Source organism: Actinoallomurus sp. CA-150999, assembly GCF_050942425.1.
Lineage (GTDB): Bacteria > Actinomycetota > Actinomycetes > Streptosporangiales > Streptosporangiaceae > Actinoallomurus.
Window position 1 is genome coordinate 952,048 of sequence record NZ_CP192063.1, and the last position, 16,836, is coordinate 968,883.

Consider the following 16,836-nt stretch of genomic DNA (forward strand, 5'->3'; position numbering starts at 1 on the left):
CGAATGGTCCATCACAGTGCGATGTTCTCGCTGATCCGGCTCGCCATATACCTGGTCATCTTCGGCGTGGTCGCAGTGATCGGCCTGATCGCTCGGGCGTCGAGGCGACGCAGCATGGCCCAGTACAGTCACGTTCCGCAGCAGACGTGGCAGCAGCCGGGGCCGCCTCCCGGGGCGCCGTACGGTTCCTGGGGCGGCCAACCGCAGCCGCCGTACCCCGGGCAGCCGCCGGCCCAGGGGTACGGGCAGGGATACGGAGACCCGGCAGGCCCCGGATACGGGCCTCAGCCGCCACCTGGGCCGGGAGGGCAGCCGTACGGCCCCGGCGGGCCTCCGCCCCAAGGCCCGAGCGGGCAGCCGCCGCAGAACCCGCCGTACGGCTCCTGGTGACCGCTCGACGGGGACGGCGCGCGTCCGCGCGAAGCGCGCTCCTCCGGTCGTACGATCAGTGATCGTCGGTGTCGTGGGGCTCTGGTCGGCCGGTGGCATGCCGGCCGGTTGAAACAGACCCCCGTTTCAGGCGAAGCTTTCTACGCTTGCCGCAGGAACACTCAAGGAACACGGGGCGTGGTCGATGTGACAGCTCGCGAAACCCGGTTACTGCAACCGGGCCGCGTGTACGTCGGCTGGCGTTACGCGCAGGTACACGACGACCCCGGGCCGCCGCCGAAGCGTCCGACTCCGCCCGAGGTCGAGATCGTCACGCCCGAATGGGTGATGCCGAAGCAGCGGGAGGACAACCTCTTCAACCGCCCTCTCAAGACCGTGATCGGCGCGGCGGGGGTCGGTGCCCTGCTGTTCGTGCTGCTCGGAGCCACCGGCATTCTGCCGTGGGCGTTCGCCGCGGCCGGGCTGGTGGCGTGCGGAGTGGTCGCCGCCATCATCGGCTACCCCATCTGGCAGGGCGAGAAGTCCTTGCGCGCCAAGGCGGTGGAGGAGAGGGAGCGTTTGGAGCACCGGCGTGAGGAGCGCCGGCGCCAACTCGAGGCCGCCCACGCCGAACACGCCCGCGCGTACCGGGAGTGGCAGCACCGCCGAGAGGCGTTCGAGTCGCAGCACGAGTGGTACGCCGTGACGTTGCCGCAGGGCGTCGACCGGGTGGACGTCGCCGGCGGCACGCTGGAGGGCTGGTCGGCGATGGTGACCATGATGGGCGCGGCGCGGCTCGCGGCGGGTTCTCAGGTCACCGTCCTGGACCTGTCCGAGGGCGCGGTCGCCCGGGAGCTCGCCGAGCTCGGCAACGACCAGGGCGAGCGGCCGCAGGTGTGGGTGCTGCCGAGCGACCTGCCGCAGCTGGACCTGACCCATGGCCTCGGTTCTGAGGAACTGGCCGACGTGCTCTCGCTCGTGGTGAGTGTGAGCGAAGAGCAGGGCAGCGCTCGGGACCTGTCCTTCGACAACGCCATCCTCGAACGCGTCCTCGGCGTCTTCGGCGGACGCGCGCCGATCCCGCGGATCACCGCGGCGCTGCGCGCGCTCGCACAGGTCGGCGACCCACGCGATGACCTTCGCGCCGGTCTCCTCACCGATGAGCAGCTCTCGAAGATCACGACGATGTTCGGCCGCGGTGCCGCGGACCGTGTCGTGATCGAGCGTGCCTGGGCGCTGGAGTCGCAGCTGCGCAAGCTGGAGAAGCTCGGATCGAGCCCGACACTGATGCCGCCCAGCCGGCTCCGCGTCATCGCGACCGACCGCCGCGCCGGGGTGCTCACCAACCGCGTCCTAGGCACGTACGTCACGGCGGCGCTGACGCATGTGCTGCGCAACTCCTCCCAGGGAGAGCCGTGGGAGCACACCCTGCTGGTGTGCGGCGCGGAGAAGCTTCGCGGCGACGTCATCGACCGGCTGATCGACTCGTGCGAGGCGACCTCGACGGGGCTGGTGCTGATGTACCGGTCGATCGGACCGCACGTGAAGGAGCGACTCGGCCGCGGTCATGCCGCCGTGGGCTTCATGCGCCTCGGCAACGCGGAGGACGCCCGCATCGCGGCGGAGCACATCGGCGTGGAGCAGAAGCTGGAGGTCGCCGAGCTCACCGAGAAGGTCGGTGACGCCGTGAGCCTCGACAAGGACGACTCGTACGTCAGCACGGTCGGCCCGTCGGCTCCGCTGCCGGTGTTCAACGGCAACGAGCCCACGGACGCGGCGCTTCCCGACGGGATCGGCCGCGCCACCGCGTGGGGGGAGAGCACGTCTGCCGCCGCCGAGGCGGGGAAGGGCGCACGCGAGCTCGCCGTGGAGCCGCAGGAACTGCAGCAGCTCCCGCCCACCGCGATGATCTTCACGCACGCGGAGACGTCTGGACGGCGCATCCTCGTCGTCGACGCCAATCCGGGCATCATGACGCTTCCCACGGCCAACATCCAGGAGTACGAAGAGGCCACGGACCCGTCGCGGGCCCGCCACGCCAAGCCGGACGTCATGCCCGACGACGGTGCGCGCCCCGCCCCCAACCTGGGCCCGCCGCCGGAGCGCCTCGACTTCCGTAAGAAGAAGCGTTAGGCCACCCGCCGACGTCCGCGCCTCCGCCGGAGGCTGAGCGGGTCCGTCGAGATCGCCGCGTCATTCCCCACGCCCGCGGGTGGCTCGCCGCGGATGGTGTGGCGGCAGCTGAACTTTTGCTGAACGGTCGGCCGCCGTACGCCGAACGCCGCCTCCCTTCGGGTTGCCGTACGTGGTGTCTTCGCAGGTCACAACCCTCGATGACCAGCCTGTTCCGATGAGCGCCATGCGTTGACAGATCATCCGGTATCGGGACGATGGTCTAGGGAGATCATCAGGGGATCTGGAGTCGGGGACAGAATGCAGACGCCCGCGCAGGACGTCATCGTCAACCATCGAGAACGGCTCAAGGAGCCTCGGCGGCTGCGGCACGGCACCCGCGACACGACCGCGATCGCTCGGACACACGCCGGCATCTCCGTCACGATCGGTGCACGTGCCGAGGCGCGCGGCATTCGCTTCGACCCTCCGCTTTCCACGGCATGAACGCCCGGCAGCCGGCCGTACGGCGATGTCCCTACGGAATTTCATCGTGGGGTGAGTCGTGAGCGTTGGTCTTGACGTCAATTTCAAGTCGTGGGGGAAGTCGGGTCAGGGTTTTTCGGAGTTGTCGTACACGCTGGCTTCGGCGGTGGACACTTTGGTGTCGGAGTTGTCGGGGGCGGGGGCTGCGTGGGGGAACGACGACATTGGTCAGGCGTTTCTGAACGGCAGTGAGGGTTCTCCGGGGTTTGGTGCGGCGCGGGATGGGTGTTTGGACGCGCTTGAGGATGCGGTGAATCTGGTGCGGGCTACCGGTGGGATGTTGAAGGTGGCCGGTCAGCAGTATCAGTTGGCGGAGTCGGCGTCGACGGTGGGTGGGGATATTCCGGCGGGTGCGGATCATGGGGCGCGGGCGGTGGGGGATCCGTATAAGCGGGATCGGCCGGGTTTTGATCGTGCGGTGGGTGAGTTCGACGAGCTGCCGGAGATCGTGCAAAAAGGCTTGTTCTTCCTGGAGATGCTGGTGGGGGGGTGCCAGTGGCCGGACGGGAGTATGGACGGGCTGGCTCGGATGCAGTCGGCGTTGTCGGCGTGTGCGGATGCGGTGGGTCAGGCTGCGGGTGCGTTGGATGATCATGCCGGTGCGGTGACGAGTTTGAATGCCGGTGAGGCCACCGACAAGTTCAAGACGTTCGCCCAAGCCCTGTCGGGTGGGGGTGAGTTCGGGGGCCTGCGGTTCTTGGAGGGGACGTTGCAGGGGCTGGCCTCCTGGGTGGAGGGGTTGCAGGCGCAGAAGCGGGCGGCGCGGTTGCAGTTCGAGCTTTCGTGTGCGTTCGTGGTGATCACGATGGCGATCGGGTTCGCGTGGTCGTTTTTCACTGCGGGTGCCTCGGAGGCGGTGGCGTTGGCCTCGTCGCAGGCTGAGGGGTTTTCGTTGAAGTTGTTTCTTCAGCGGATCGCGGTGTGGGCGGGTCAGCATCAGGTGCTCAGTGCGGCGGCGGTGGGTGCCTGGTTCGGCGGGGGGATGGACGCCGCCGGGCAGTATGCGCGGATTCATGAGGGGGTGCAGAAGGGCTGGAATTGGGGTGAGTTCGGCAAATCGGTGGGGATGGGTGCGGTTGCTGGTGGGGTGATGGGGTTGGCGGGGCGTGCGGTGGCGCGGCAGGCCAATCCGTTGACGACGAAGCTGGCGGATTGGATGGGCGCGCCGGGGATGAAGGGCGTGGGTGCCCGGTTCGGGTTCGCGGGCACGACGGGTACGGCGGGGAACCTGGCGGGTCAGGCGATCTTCGACCCGAATCACATGAATGTCGGTCAGGCGGCCGCGTTCGGGTTCGGGATGGCCGGATTCGGGGCCGCCAAGGAACTGGGCCAGCATGCCGCGGGGCGGTTCGGCGGCGGCTCGAACGATGGCGGTTCGAACAGCGGTGGTTCGAACGATGGCGGTTCGAACGATGGCGGCTCGAACAGTGGTGGTTCGAACGGCGACGGCTCGGTGCCCGTGCCTCCGGTTCCCGAAAGCGGCGGCCCGCACGGCACCACACTGGCCGGCAGCCACGAAACCCCCACCGGCGGCGGGACGGACCTTTCGGGTCTCGCGGCCGGGAACGGGCGCCCCGCGGAATCGCCCGGCGGCACCCAGGCTCCGCCCGCCTCGCAGCCTCTGGCCGCCGGCACAGGGGCCGACGGCGTGGGTACCGGCGCAGCGCGCGGGCCCGACGGCACCTCGACCGTAGGGATCCAGCCGGGTGCTTCGGGCTCTCGGCCGGCGCTCCCATCGCGTCCGGGTGAGCCGGTGGTCCGCGGCACCGGGCAGGCCGAACCGTCGGCGGCGGGCACCGGCCGCCGTGACATCGGCTCCCTCCTGAACGGAAACGGTTCCGAGCAGTCTCGTCCGGCGAATGCGGCCACGGGCACCTCCGGTCGGGGAACGACCGAGCTCGACAGACTGCTGAACCACTCACCCGAACAGACGGAGGCCGGGCCGGGAGATGCGGCCCAGCCGACAGTCGGTTCGACGCCGGACGGTCCTCCCGCGCACGCGGAGCCGGGTGGCCGACCCACGGAGCCGGATCCGCTGCTGCAGCCTGAACAGTACGGGGACACGGCACGGACGATCACGCAGCGGGTCGAACAGCTCGACGCCGACTCCTCGTCGACGACGGCGTCGGCTCCGCCGGACTCTCACGCGCCGCAGACCTCGCACCCCGCCGGAACCCCGGGCAGGGAGGCGACGGCCACGCCGCACGCGGAGGCGACCGCGCAGGCGGGCAGGCTCGCCGATTCCCTGCGGCGAGACGCCGGGGTTCTCCAGGAACGCGTGGCCGCCCACGAGGCGCTGGCGCGAGAGGCGGGAGCGAAGGCCGAAGCCGCCCTCAATGACTCGCTGACGGCGTTGGCGGAGGGCGGTCACGGGGCCCGGGAACGTAGCGACCAGGCACTCGCCGAGAGCAAGGCCGCACTGCGCGACCAGGCACGTCACACGGACGACGCCGCGTCCTGCCGGAAGACGCTGGAGAAGGCCCGTGAGGCGCAGATCGGCTACGACGCGCTGCGGAACTCCCTCCAACACGCCGCCACGAATGAGCACCCCTCGGAGTTCGAGGCGCAGGTGGCCGCCGGCACGGCCAGAAGGCTCGCCGAGAACGCGCAGGATCGACTTGCGGCCTACAACGACGCGAGGTCTGAGACGCCGGCGCCACATCCGTCGCAGAACACCGACCACGGCGCGCATCGAGACGGCACGGCGCCGGAGGGCACCCGCCTGTCGACCGAGCCCGCGGAGGCCGGCCGAAACGAGCCCACTGGTACGGCGCAGACCTCGCACGCCGATCCGCCCAAGCCGGTCGAGGAACCGCGAAGCGAGCCGACCACGCAACCGCGCACCGAGCCGGCTGGCGAGCCGCGTCCCGAGCCGACCGCGAAGCCGCGCACTGCGCCGACCGCGAAGCCCCGTACCGAGCCGACCGGCGAGCCGCGTACCGAGCCGCCTGCGGAGCCGCGTACGGAGGCGCCTGCGGAGCCGCGTACCGAGGCGCCTGCGGAGCCGCGTACCGAGCCGCCTGCGGAGCCGCGTACCGAGTCGACCGGTGAGCCGCGTACCGAGGCGGAAGGGCCATCGCCGGTCCCGCGCGGCGAGGCGGGGGAGCCGACCGGGGAGTCCTCTGCCGCGCACCCCGATACGTCCGAACCGACCGGGGAGTCCTCGGGGCACGCGGGATCGTCCGAGACCACCGCGCCGCGTACCGAGACCGGTGACGGGGAGCCTTCCGCGGAGCCGCGGCCCGAGATCCATCCGCCTCGGTACACCGACTACGGCGCGCTCGGAGACGGGACGGGGGTGGAGGGTGCCCGCCTGCCGATCGATCCGGCGGAGGCCGCGCGGCAGTGGGCCGCGGGCCTCCCCGACTATCTCCCCCCGAAGGTCCGGGCCGAGGTCGAGGCATACGTCCGCGACCTACTGAGCGATCCCAACCCCGACCGCTGGACCGACGTTCTGCAGGACGGCATCGCGTTCGAGTCGCACGGACACGTGGTGTGGATCAAGCCAAGGCTCGACACGTACACGCATGTGGAGACGCCTGAAGGCGCGCGTCACTACACGGTGTCCTTCGGCGGCTCGGGCGCGGGAGCGAAGGAGGGCGCGCGCGTCCATCGGGACGAGGCCGGTGGTGTCGTCGAGTTCTTGGACAACTCCGACGGACTGGAGAGGGTCAGCTTCCCGGGGCCGAACGTGGGCAAGGTCTCGGGTCACGCGCACGGCTCGTCGACGGAGGTCATGGCCGGTCACAAGTCGGTGGCGTTCAAGCACGACTTCTTCGACTGGACGGTTCGCATCGAGGCCCACGTCAATGGGGCCGATCGGGGGTACGGCGGCGTCGCTCCCGACCTGCGCCTGACCGTTCCCTTCCCGGAGCAGTTCCACCGCGAGGGGCCGTCCGTCGGCACCAGTGACCGGCCTCCGGCGCCGCGTCACATGGTGACGTCGGACCGGGCGCCTTCGGTGCGCAACCACGACGTGGTCGTCACCGCCGTCCAGACCGACAAACTGGTGACGGAGTTCCAGCGCCAGGCGTTGCAGGCGGGCATGTCGCCCAAGCGGATCGCGGAGATCGTCAACCGTGATCTCAACGGTCACCTCGGTCAGCAGATCCTGCTGAACCGTAGCCGGGACCTGTTGAACGGTGAGCTGCCGACCCCGGACGGCACCGTCAGATCGCGCGTTCTGCGTCTCGAGCGGCTGCCCGACAGCGACACGCCGATCCGCCAGGCGGTGCTGCGCGACGACCAGGGCCTGCTGACCACGACCAACGACTCCCACCAGTTCGGCCACAAGTGGGGCTTCAACTTCGGGTTGAAGCTCGGTATGGACAACCCGGCGGCGAAGTTCTTCGCCCGGATCGGCGGCAGCTACCAGGGCGGCAAGAACCACGTCGTCTCGTACTCGCACACGACTCTCCCGAAGATCACGCTGGTGCAGAAGGCCGATGTCGCCCGGTACCACGCGATCGTCCGGATGGAGGTCGAGACCCGGTTCGGCAGCTTCCCGGTCGACGTGCCGATGGAGCTGGCCGTGCGGGAGAACGACGCCGCTCGGTTCGAGACGGACCTTCTCGGCGGCGTCAAGACCGAGGGTCTCCTTCCCCCGGGCTCCGGCGAGCACGCCACCGCCCCGCAGGGGGAGACGCCTCGTACGGGCGACCCGGCGACGGGAGGCCAGGGCCACCAGGTGCCACCGGGCCACGCCGTGCCCGACCGCCTGGGAGGCGAGGCCGGCACGGGAACCTCCCCGGTTCCCCACGGGGGCGAGACCGGCAAGCAGGGCCCGTCGCCCCACGAGAGCGGCGAGCAAGGCCCGTCGCCCCGCGAGACCGGCGAGCAGGGCCCGCCGCCCCACGAGAGCGAGACCGGCAAGAGCCCGGATGAGGCGCCGGGCCACGGGCTCCCCGTCCACGCCGATCCGGCGAAGTCCCTGCCCGTCGCGCCGCACGAGCCGCACCCCGCGGAGCCGGCGCACCTCGCGGCGGGTCGCGGGGCCGGGATGGGCAAGCTGACCGGTCTCCGGGGCGCCGAGCGCGTCGTCACGGAGCTGCGCCACGAGATCGACACGGCACTGCCCGACCTCCCGGAGCGTGTACGGCGCCAGCTCGCGCTGGATCTGGAGGCGCGGTTCGGCCGTTCGGCCATGGAGGGCCGTACGCTCGCCGACCTGCTGCACGGCGACACGCACACGATCAAGGTCGGCAAGCACACGATCGAGATCGCCCACCGGGCCCAGCTGGGCGAACGCCGGAACGTCGAAGAGTTCGACATGACGGTGAACGACCGGAAGCTCGCCGGCTCGGGGACGGCGGTCGGACAGAGCCGGCATTCCGGCGCCGGCGCGGAGGTCGCCGGGAACGTCCGGTTCCAGGTGGGGGAGGTCGGGGTCGACGCTCCCAAGGTCTCCCTGCACGCCGGCGGGGGCAAGTCGAAGTCGGTGACCTTCCTGGGCGGCAACACGGAGTACCGCCGGACCGAGACCGACGGGCCCGTCACCGAGATCACCAAGGAGATGCGGCACCACGTACGGCTGCGGGTGAACGACGGGCGGAAGCAGCTCACCGACCAGTCCTGGGCGGTGAGCGGCGACGACGTCTCCGCTCGCGTCGTGGTCCCGCAGGAGCACGCGCCGGCGGCCACGGTCACGCCGGATGAGGTCGCGAAGGTCGGCCGGGTCGAGCGGGTGGACACGCTCCCCGACGACCACATCGACTTCGCGGGCCAGACCACCGGCGTCTTCCCGAGCTTCGGGGCCTCGCACGACCTTCCGTTCGAGGTGGCGCGGGCCGAGGCGGAGGCGAACGGCCGGCCGGCGCCGACCGACTTCCTGGATGTTCCACCGGAGATCCTGCAGGCCACCCGGCCGTCGGCGCTGGAGGCGCACCTCGCCGACCTGACCTCACGGGACGGCTGGCGGATCCAGGTGACCCAGCCGGACGGCAGCACGCGCGGCATGACGCTGCGGGCGCACTTCGGCACGCCGGAGCATGCCACGGCGCGGACGGGCATCGAGATCGAGCACTACCGGGCCGCGAACTCCCGGATGAAGGACGCGACGAGCACGGACCTCCGCGCCGAAGGCGAGCTGAAGGTCGGCGGCCGGGGCAAGGTCCACTTGGGCGGCGTCGAGGTCAAGGGCGTCGGCGAGGTCGGCGGGATGGGCGAGGTCGGCCGCCGGACCGGCAGCAGCGACTACACCGGCGCGAGCGACGTGATCCGGGGCACCTACAGCAGCGACGGGCTGACGCACTCTTTCAGCGGCTCGGACCTGTACCTGTCGGTCACCCCGGACGCGCCGGCCGGGCACCACGCGCAGACCGTTCACCTGCGCGTGAATGACGGCGCGGACTTCATGATGCCGGACCGGATCGCCCAGGATCACCACCTGGCGACCGCGCCGGACGTCCACGGCCAGGAGGGCGACCCCGTCGTGCCCCAGCCGGTGAGCGAACCGCGGACCTACCGGCCCGACCTCGCCATCACCTCCGCGCACGTCGAGCGCTTCGACGGCCAGGCGGTGCTGCCGAAGGTCGAGGGAATGCTCGAATCCCGCGGCCTCCTGCCCGAGGGCGGCCCGGCGAGGGAGATGCTCCGCAACGCGTTCGGCGAACCGGCCCTGGCCGCGAACCTGGCATCCCTGCGCAGGGGCGTCGTCCAGTGGTACCCGGTCGAGTCGGCCTACGGCTTCACCCGGCACGTGGGCATCCGCGTCCGGGCGGAGCTGGAAGGCGGAGCGCACACGGCCGAACGCCCGGACCTCAGCCACATGGCGCGTGTTCAGGGGCTCAGCGGATCCGAGACGTCCCATGGGCAGGGCTCCGGCCACGGCCTCAAGGGCCTCGTGCGAGGCATGGCCGAGGGTGAGTCGGGCTCCAGCCGCGGAGGCCAGGTCGGGGGCGGACGGGTCCACCGGTCCGAGACCGAGCACAGCGACGGCACCGGAGTGAAGGACATCGACCGGCGCCAGACACGTGAGGGCTCGCAGGAGTTCACGCACGGACTCAAGTACGAGATCGAGATCGTCGAGACTAAGGACCCGCCGCACGGCCTCGAACACGGCATCAACGCGATCCGGCGCGGCGCGGACGCGGTCGCGCGGCTGACCGGCAACGACGCCGCCGCGCGATACTTCGAACGCGTCCAGTCGGCCGGGAGCGAGAGCGCCACTGTGGGAGGCAGCGTTCGGCTGGTCGTCCCCGACCACCTCACCACGGTGGCAGGCGAGGGCGAGCACGTGTCCGGATGGGCGCCGGTCAGCGGAGAGTTCCCGCGATGGCAGACGCACACGGGGCCGACGGAGGTCAACGGGACCCTCGGCGACATGGTCGGCCGCATCTCCTTCCCCGGGGCGGAGGTCGTGCACGAGTACGCCCCGCTGGCGGCGTTGCCGCCGGAACGCCGCGGACCGACGCCCGCGGAGACCGACCGGCCCAACGGGTTCGAGCTGAGCAGGCCGCAGGGCATGAAGCTGTGGAAGCAGACCGAGCCGGCGACGATGATGTCGCAGGTCACGTCGCTGCTCGACCACTCGTACACGGTGGACGGCCTGCGGCCGGGCGAGAAGATCACCGTGGGCATGAACGTCACCGCGCTGAAGGAGGACGCCCAGGCGCTGCTCAAGCGGCGGGAGTACTCCCAGACCGCGACCAACCAGCGGGACGGCGGAGTGCACGGGACGGACTCCAGCGTGCGAGGCGGAGGGTCGGGCGGCACCTCCGGCGGCCACGGCCTCATGGTCTCCCACGGTCAGGGGAAGGGCTCGTCCGTCGCGCACGAGGCGGACAACGTCAACATCCGCGAACGCAACATCGAGGTCACCGACCAGAACATCATGTACGGCGCCGACGTCGTCCTGGTGTTCCACCGGGAGGGGGCCCCGGACCTGCTCGTCGACGTCGCGGACGCGCTGCACATCAGGCTCACCGCGGACGACGCCGCCGAGCTGGAGCGCCGCCACCCCGGCCTGGTCCACCGGCCCGCGAGCATCGAGAACCCACCGCCGACCGCCCCGGGCTTCCCGACGGCGCCCGCACGGGAGCCGGAACCGGTGGAGCGTCCGCAGGAGGGCGAGTAAGTGAGCGCGTCGAAGTGATCGCGGTGGCCGACTATGGCCGCGATGCCGCCGTGTGCGGCGGCTGGAGTCGCCGATCCATGGCGTCTACAGTTCTCGATCACCGGTCCCACCGAAGCCGGATGTCGGTGGGGCCGGTTACCGCGCCGCGCTCTCCGCTGGTGGCGGCATTCCATGCCCGGCCCGACCGGCCGCCGGCACCTTTCCGAACGCTCCTCGTAGTCCATTGACGGCGCTCCGGTGTCGGCCGTACGTTGGCCGATACCGACTGGTCGGTATGTACGCCATGGGAGGCCCTCCATGCCCACTGTCGAGACCGTTCGCGGCACCGTCGACGTCTCCGCGCTCGGCCGGACGCTGATGCACGAGCACGTCTTCGTGCTCGCCGCCGAGCACGTGCAGAACTACGGCGCCGCGGCCTGGTGGGACGAGGAGGAACGCGTCCAGGACGCGGTCGCCAAGCTGCGGGCGGCAGTGGCCAAGGGGATCACCACGATCGTCGACCCGACGGTGTGGGGCCTCGGGCGGTACATCCCGCGCGTCCAGCGGATCGCCGAGCAGGTGCCGGAGCTCAACATCGTCGTCGCCACCGGCCTGTACTCCTACGACGAGGTCCCGCATCAGTACGAGCACCGGGGGCCGGGCCTCCTGGTCGACATGCCCGAGCCGATGGTCGAGGACTTCACGCGCGACATCGTCGAGGGCATCGCGGGCACCGGCGTGAAGGCGGCCTTCCTCAAGTGCGTGGTCGAGGCGAAGGGCCTCACGCCCGGCGTCGAGCGCATCGCCCGCGCCGTCGCCCGTACTCACCGCGAGACGGGCGCGCCGATCACCGTGCACACCTCCAGCCCGGCGCAGGCCGGGCGCCTCGCCGTGGACCTGTTCGCGAAGGAGGGCGTCGACCTGTCCAAGGTGGTCATCGGGCACGCCGGCGACACCAACGACCTCGACTACCTGATGGAGCTGGCCGACACCGGCGCGATCCTCGGCATGGACCGGTTCGGGCTCGACGTCTACAACTCGACGCCGGACCGCGTCCGGACGATCGCGGCCCTGTGCGAACGGGGTTACGCCGACCGGATGGTGCTCAGCCACGACGCGAGCTGCTTCATCGACTACTGGGCCGGCGCCCACGACCAGGTGCGGTCCACGATGCCGAACTGGCAGTTCGAGCACATCAGCGACGAGGTGCTGCCCGCGCTCCGCGAGCTGGGCGTCTCGGACGCGCAGCTCGACCAGATGCTCGTCGGCAACCCACGGCGTTACTTCACCCGGGGGATCTGATGTTCGACGCCTCGGGAGTGGTGCGCGGCTCCGACGGGATCGCCCGGTACACCGGCCTGCCCGACAGCGTCGTCCACATGCTGCGGGCGACCGTCGACGCGAACCCGGACCGGGAGGCCGTCGTCGAGACCGGCGGCGGCCCGCGGCTGACGTATCAGGCGCTGTGGGACCGCGCGGCCCGGGTGGCCGGCGGTCTGCGGGCGGCCGGTGTCGGCCGCGGCGACCGCGTCGCGATCCGGTACGGCAACGGCGTCGACTGGGTGCTGGCCTTCTTCGGCGCGCAACTGGCCGGGGCGATCGCCGTCCCGGTGAACACGCGGTTCGCCGAGGAGGAGGCGCGCTACGTCATCGACGACAGCGGCGCGGCGTACGTCGCCGAGGGCCCGCTCCCGGACGGCACCCCGTACGCGGTCGAGGACCTGCGGCCCGACGACCCGGCGGCGATCTTCTACACCAGCGGCACGACGGGCTTCCCGAAGGGCGCGGTGACCACGCACGCCAACTTCCTGTCCAACTGCGAGAGCTGCCGCCGCGCGAAGCGGATCCAGAGCGGCGACCCGACGCGGAACCTCGTGTCCGTGCCGCTGTTCCACGTGACCGGATGCAACAGCCAGCTGCTCCTCACCTGCCATCTGGGCGGCACGACGGTGATCATGCCGAAGTTCGAGGTGCGCCCGTTCCTGGCGGCGATCGAGGAGGAGCGCATCGACGTCCTCACGAGCGTCCCGGCGATCTACTGGCTGGCCGTCAACGACGCGGCGTTCCGCGCGACCGACGTCTCGACGGTGCGCTACCTGTCGTACGGCGGGGCGCCGATCGCCCCGGACCTGGTCGGCCGGATCAAGGACGCCTTCCCCGCCGCACGGGTCGGCAACGGCTTCGGGCTCAGCGAGACCTCCAGCCTGACGACGTACCTGCCGCACGAGTACGCGGCGGCGCACGCGGACTCGGTCGGCTTCGCGGTGCCGGTGTGCGACCTGCGTCTCGACCTGCTCGACGGCGAACAGGAGGCCGGTGAGCTCCTCGTACGGGGCCCGAACGTCGTCGCCGGCTACTGGAACAAGCCCGAGGCCACCGCCGCGGCGTTCGTGGACGGCTGGCTGCACACGGGCGACATCGCCCGCATCGACGCCGAGGGGCTGGTCCACATCGTGGACCGGGCGAAGGACATGATCAACCGGGGCGGGGAGAACGTCTACAGCGTCGAGGTGGAGAACGCCCTGGCCGGGGCGCCCGGCGTGTTCGACGCGGCGGTCGTCGGCGTGCCCGACGAGGTGATGGGCGAGAAGGTCGGCGCGGTCATCGTCCCGATGCCGGGCACCGACCTCGACGTGAACGCAGTGCTGGCCCACCTGCGCGAGCGGCTGGCCGACTTTAAGGTCCCTCAGTACATCGCCGTACGGACCGACCCGCTCCCGCGCAATCCCGGCGGCAAGCTGCTCAAGCGTCGCGTCCGCGACCAGACCAAGTGGGGCGGCCCCCTGCGCTGAGCGCCGCGTCGGCTGATCCTCTGGCATGGCGGGCGCGGCCCTGAAATCCTGCTCGGGTGGCAGGTGTGATCGGGGGACTCCAAGGGCCGTGGTACCGCATTCAGGCGATCCTCTCGCCCGCGCACGCGGCGTCGGCGGAGTGGGACTTCGTCACGGTGCTGCCGGCCGTGCTGTCGGCCGCGCAGGGCCGGCGGCCCTTCGTCGTGGGGTGGATGTCACGGGGCGGCGGCGCGCCGCTCCAGCTCATCACCAACGCCGGGCCGCTGCACCTCACGCACGACCGGCAGCAGGGGCTGCTGTTCCCGCACGGCGCGCGTGGCGTACCGATCGGTGACGAGTGGCTGGACGACGCCGCCGCGATGACGTGGACGCGCTGCCCGGCGAGGCTGGCGCCGCCGCTGGCCTCCTCGCGGGCCGGCACCGGGCCGGGCCTGTTCGAGTCGACGCTGGTGACGCTGATGGATCGGCCGTTCGGCTGGCTCGTCATCGCCGACCAGTGCGGCGAGCAGGTGCTGCGCGACCAGGTCACCGACCTGCAGTACGAGCTGCAGATGCGGCGCCGGGGCGACGACGAGCTCGCCGTCGAACGCCTGGAGCGTCGGCTGGCCGAGCTCGACGCGTTCCAGGAGGCGGGGCTGTGGAACGTCCGGGTTCTGGCCGGCGCGGAGTCGGTCCAGGCCCTGGAGCAGATCGCGCCGGTGCTCGTCGGGTCGGTGGAGATGAGCCACCACCCGTACCGGCTCCGCTCCGGTGAGCGCGCCGTGCGCTTCCACGAGTCACTGCACGTCGACACGCAGGACCAGGATCTGCGGTCGCCGTTCGTCGCGACGGCGGGCGCCCTCTCCGCGCTCGCCGGCCTGCCGCGCCGCGAGGTGCCGGGGCTGCGGGTGCTCGACGCCGGCTACTTCGACGTCACCTCCGAGGTCGGCGGGGAGGAGGCCGCGGCCGGGGTCGCCCTCGGCGCGATCCTTGACGGCCAGGACCGGCAGGTCGGGATGTTCACGGTGCCGCTGCAGACCGTCAACCGCCACGTCTTCGTCACCGGGTCGACCGGGTCGGGCAAGTCGCAGACCGTCCGCCACCTGCTCGAGCAGCTCACCCGCAGCGGCATCCCCTGGCTGGCCATCGAGCCGGCCAAGTCCGAGTACGCCGCGATGTCCGGTCGTGTCGGCGCGCCGGTCACCGTCATCAACCCGTCCGACCCGGCGGCCGTGCCCCTCTCGGTCAACCCGCTCGCGCCCGAGCCCGGGTATCCCGTGCAGGCGCACATCGACATGGTGCGGGCGCTGTTCCAGGCGGCGTTCGACGCCGAGGAGCCCTTCCCGCAGATCATGTCGCAGGCGCTCCAGCGGGTGTACGAGGCGAACGGCTGGGACGTCGTCACCGGTCGGGGTCGCCCCGGATCCCCGATCGAGCCCGCCATCCCCACCCTCGAACAGCTGCAGAACGCCGCCCTCGACGTGATCGGCGACGTCGGCTACGGCAAGGAGCTGATGGCCGACGTGAAGGGCTTCGTCGACGTACGGCTCCGGTCCCTGCGCATCGGCTCGGCGGGCCGGTTCTTCCAGGGCGGTCACCCCGCCGACATCGAGGGGCTGCTGAGCCGCAACATCGTGCTCGCCGTCGAGGACGTCGCCAACGACGAGGACAAGGCGTTCCTCATGGGAACGCTGATCATCCGGATCGTCGAGCACCTGCGGCTGCGCGCCCGCCGCGGACGGACCCCGCGCGGCCTCGGGCACGTCATCGTCATCGAGGAGGCGCACCGGCTGCTGCGCAACCGCGGCGAGAACAGCGCGGGCGCGCACGCGGTCGAGCTGTTCGCCGGGATGCTCGCCGAGATTCGCGCGTACGGCGAGGGCATCGTCGTGGCCGAGCAGATCCCCACCAAACTCGTCCCCGACGTCGTCAAGAACACCGCGCTCAAGGTCGTGCACCGGCTGCCCGCGTACGACGACCGGCACATCGTCGGGGCCGCCATGAACCTCGACGACCAGCAGTCCCGCGAGGTCGTCTCCCTGCCGCCGGGCGTGGCCGCGGTCTTCGCGGACGGGATGGACCGCCCGGTGCGGGTTCGCGTCCCGCTCGGCGAGGACCGCGAGCGCGCGCTGCCCGGCCCGGTCCCGCCGATCGCCGGCCGCCGGTCGGCCGCGTGCGGCTGCGAGTGCCGTGACGGCCGGGCGTGTTCGCTGTACGAGCTGCGCGAGGCCGACCTGCTCGCCTCGGCGGCCGCGTGGGCGTGGCTGCGGGTCTGGGCCGACGCGCTGGTCCTCGCCTACGTCGTCGACCGCCCGACGCCGGCCGTGCCGGCCGACCTTCGCCGGGAATGGGCGGCGCAGCCCGCGCGCCTGCGCGAGTGCATGCTCGCGACAGTGCTGGACCGCGCGGTCGGCCGCCGCTCGGAGGCACTGCGCACCGCGTACGCTCCGGAGAAGCTCACCGCGACCGTGGCCGGTGCGGCGGATCGCCTGCTCGGCGGGGAGCCCGGCCTGACGGGCGTCCGGCCGGGCGCCGAATGGGTGATCCCACAGCTGCGCTGGCTGCACGAGATGGACCGGTTGTTTCCGTCCGGCCAGGGTGTGCCGGACAAGTACGCGCCCGCTCCGCCGCTGGACTACGAGCTGCCGGGGCTGCGGGAGCCCGCCGAGCCGCTGTTCGGCCACCGCGTCCGCGCCCTGCGCCGGCACCCTCTGTCGATGGCGCTGGAGGCGAACCGGCCCATCGCCCGTACGGCGATCCTGGGCGCCGACGACGACGCCGAGTTCGACCGCGACCTCGCGGTGGTGGCGGTCGGCGTCGACGCCGACGAACGGCTGCGGCACGTCGCCGACACGATGCGGGCGGCGTGGCTGCCGCACGTGCTCTCCTGGCCGGAACACCTCATCGACGGCCTCGCCGACCCGGACGGACCGCCGCCTTTCGCCGGCTGACTCCCGATGTCACGATCGGAGATCAACTCCGGGC

General features: G+C 71.5%; 7 protein-coding genes. All 7 read left to right on the forward strand.

Annotated features, from left to right (window positions below; translation table 11 throughout):
• Window positions 1–3: 3 nt before the first annotated feature.
• Window positions 4–390: a hypothetical protein gene (locus ACQP2O_RS04525; RefSeq protein ID WP_433180153.1), complete on the forward strand. Its 387-nt coding sequence runs from the start codon at window positions 4–6 to the stop codon at window positions 388–390.
• A gap of 177 nt (window positions 391–567) precedes the next feature.
• Window positions 568–2,502, forward strand: a complete 1,935-nt coding sequence (locus tag ACQP2O_RS04530) for a hypothetical protein (protein ID WP_433180155.1) — start codon at window positions 568–570, stop codon at window positions 2,500–2,502.
• A 300-nt stretch (window positions 2,503–2,802) separates the two neighbouring features.
• Entirely contained in the window at window positions 2,803–2,988 is a 186-nt protein-coding gene (locus ACQP2O_RS04535) for a hypothetical protein (RefSeq protein ID WP_433180157.1), read from the forward strand.
• A 643-nt stretch (window positions 2,989–3,631) separates the two neighbouring features.
• Window positions 3,632–11,101 (forward strand): hypothetical protein, encoded by a 7,470-nt coding sequence (locus ACQP2O_RS04540; protein WP_433180159.1) that lies wholly within the window; start codon window positions 3,632–3,634, stop codon window positions 11,099–11,101.
• A 297-nt stretch (window positions 11,102–11,398) separates the two neighbouring features.
• Window positions 11,399–12,382: a phosphotriesterase family protein gene (locus tag ACQP2O_RS04545; protein ID WP_433180161.1), complete on the forward strand. Its 984-nt coding sequence runs from the start codon at window positions 11,399–11,401 to the stop codon at window positions 12,380–12,382.
• A complete protein-coding gene (locus ACQP2O_RS04550; protein WP_433180163.1) occupies window positions 12,382–13,872 on the forward strand; it encodes a class I adenylate-forming enzyme family protein in 1,491 nt (496 codons plus the stop codon). Before ACQP2O_RS04545 ends, ACQP2O_RS04550 begins: the two co-directional genes overlap by 1 nt.
• Window positions 13,873–13,928: 56 nt before the next feature.
• The gene (locus tag ACQP2O_RS04555; protein ID WP_433180165.1) at window positions 13,929–16,802 is read left to right on the forward strand and encodes an ATP-binding protein; all 2,874 of its coding nucleotides are present in this window, start codon (window positions 13,929–13,931) and stop codon (window positions 16,800–16,802) included.
• Window positions 16,803–16,836 lie beyond the last annotated feature (34 nt).

Coding starts and splice junctions, on each gene's coding strand:
- ACQP2O_RS04525 (WP_433180153.1), top strand. CDS start 4: ATGGTCCATCACAGTGCGATGTTCTCGCTGATCCGGCTCGCCATATAC.
- ACQP2O_RS04535 (WP_433180157.1), top strand. CDS start 2,803: ATGCAGACGCCCGCGCAGGACGTCATCGTCAACCATCGAGAACGGCTC.
- ACQP2O_RS04545 (WP_433180161.1), top strand. CDS start 11,399: ATGCCCACTGTCGAGACCGTTCGCGGCACCGTCGACGTCTCCGCGCTC.
- ACQP2O_RS04550 (WP_433180163.1), top strand. CDS start 12,382: ATGTTCGACGCCTCGGGAGTGGTGCGCGGCTCCGACGGGATCGCCCGG.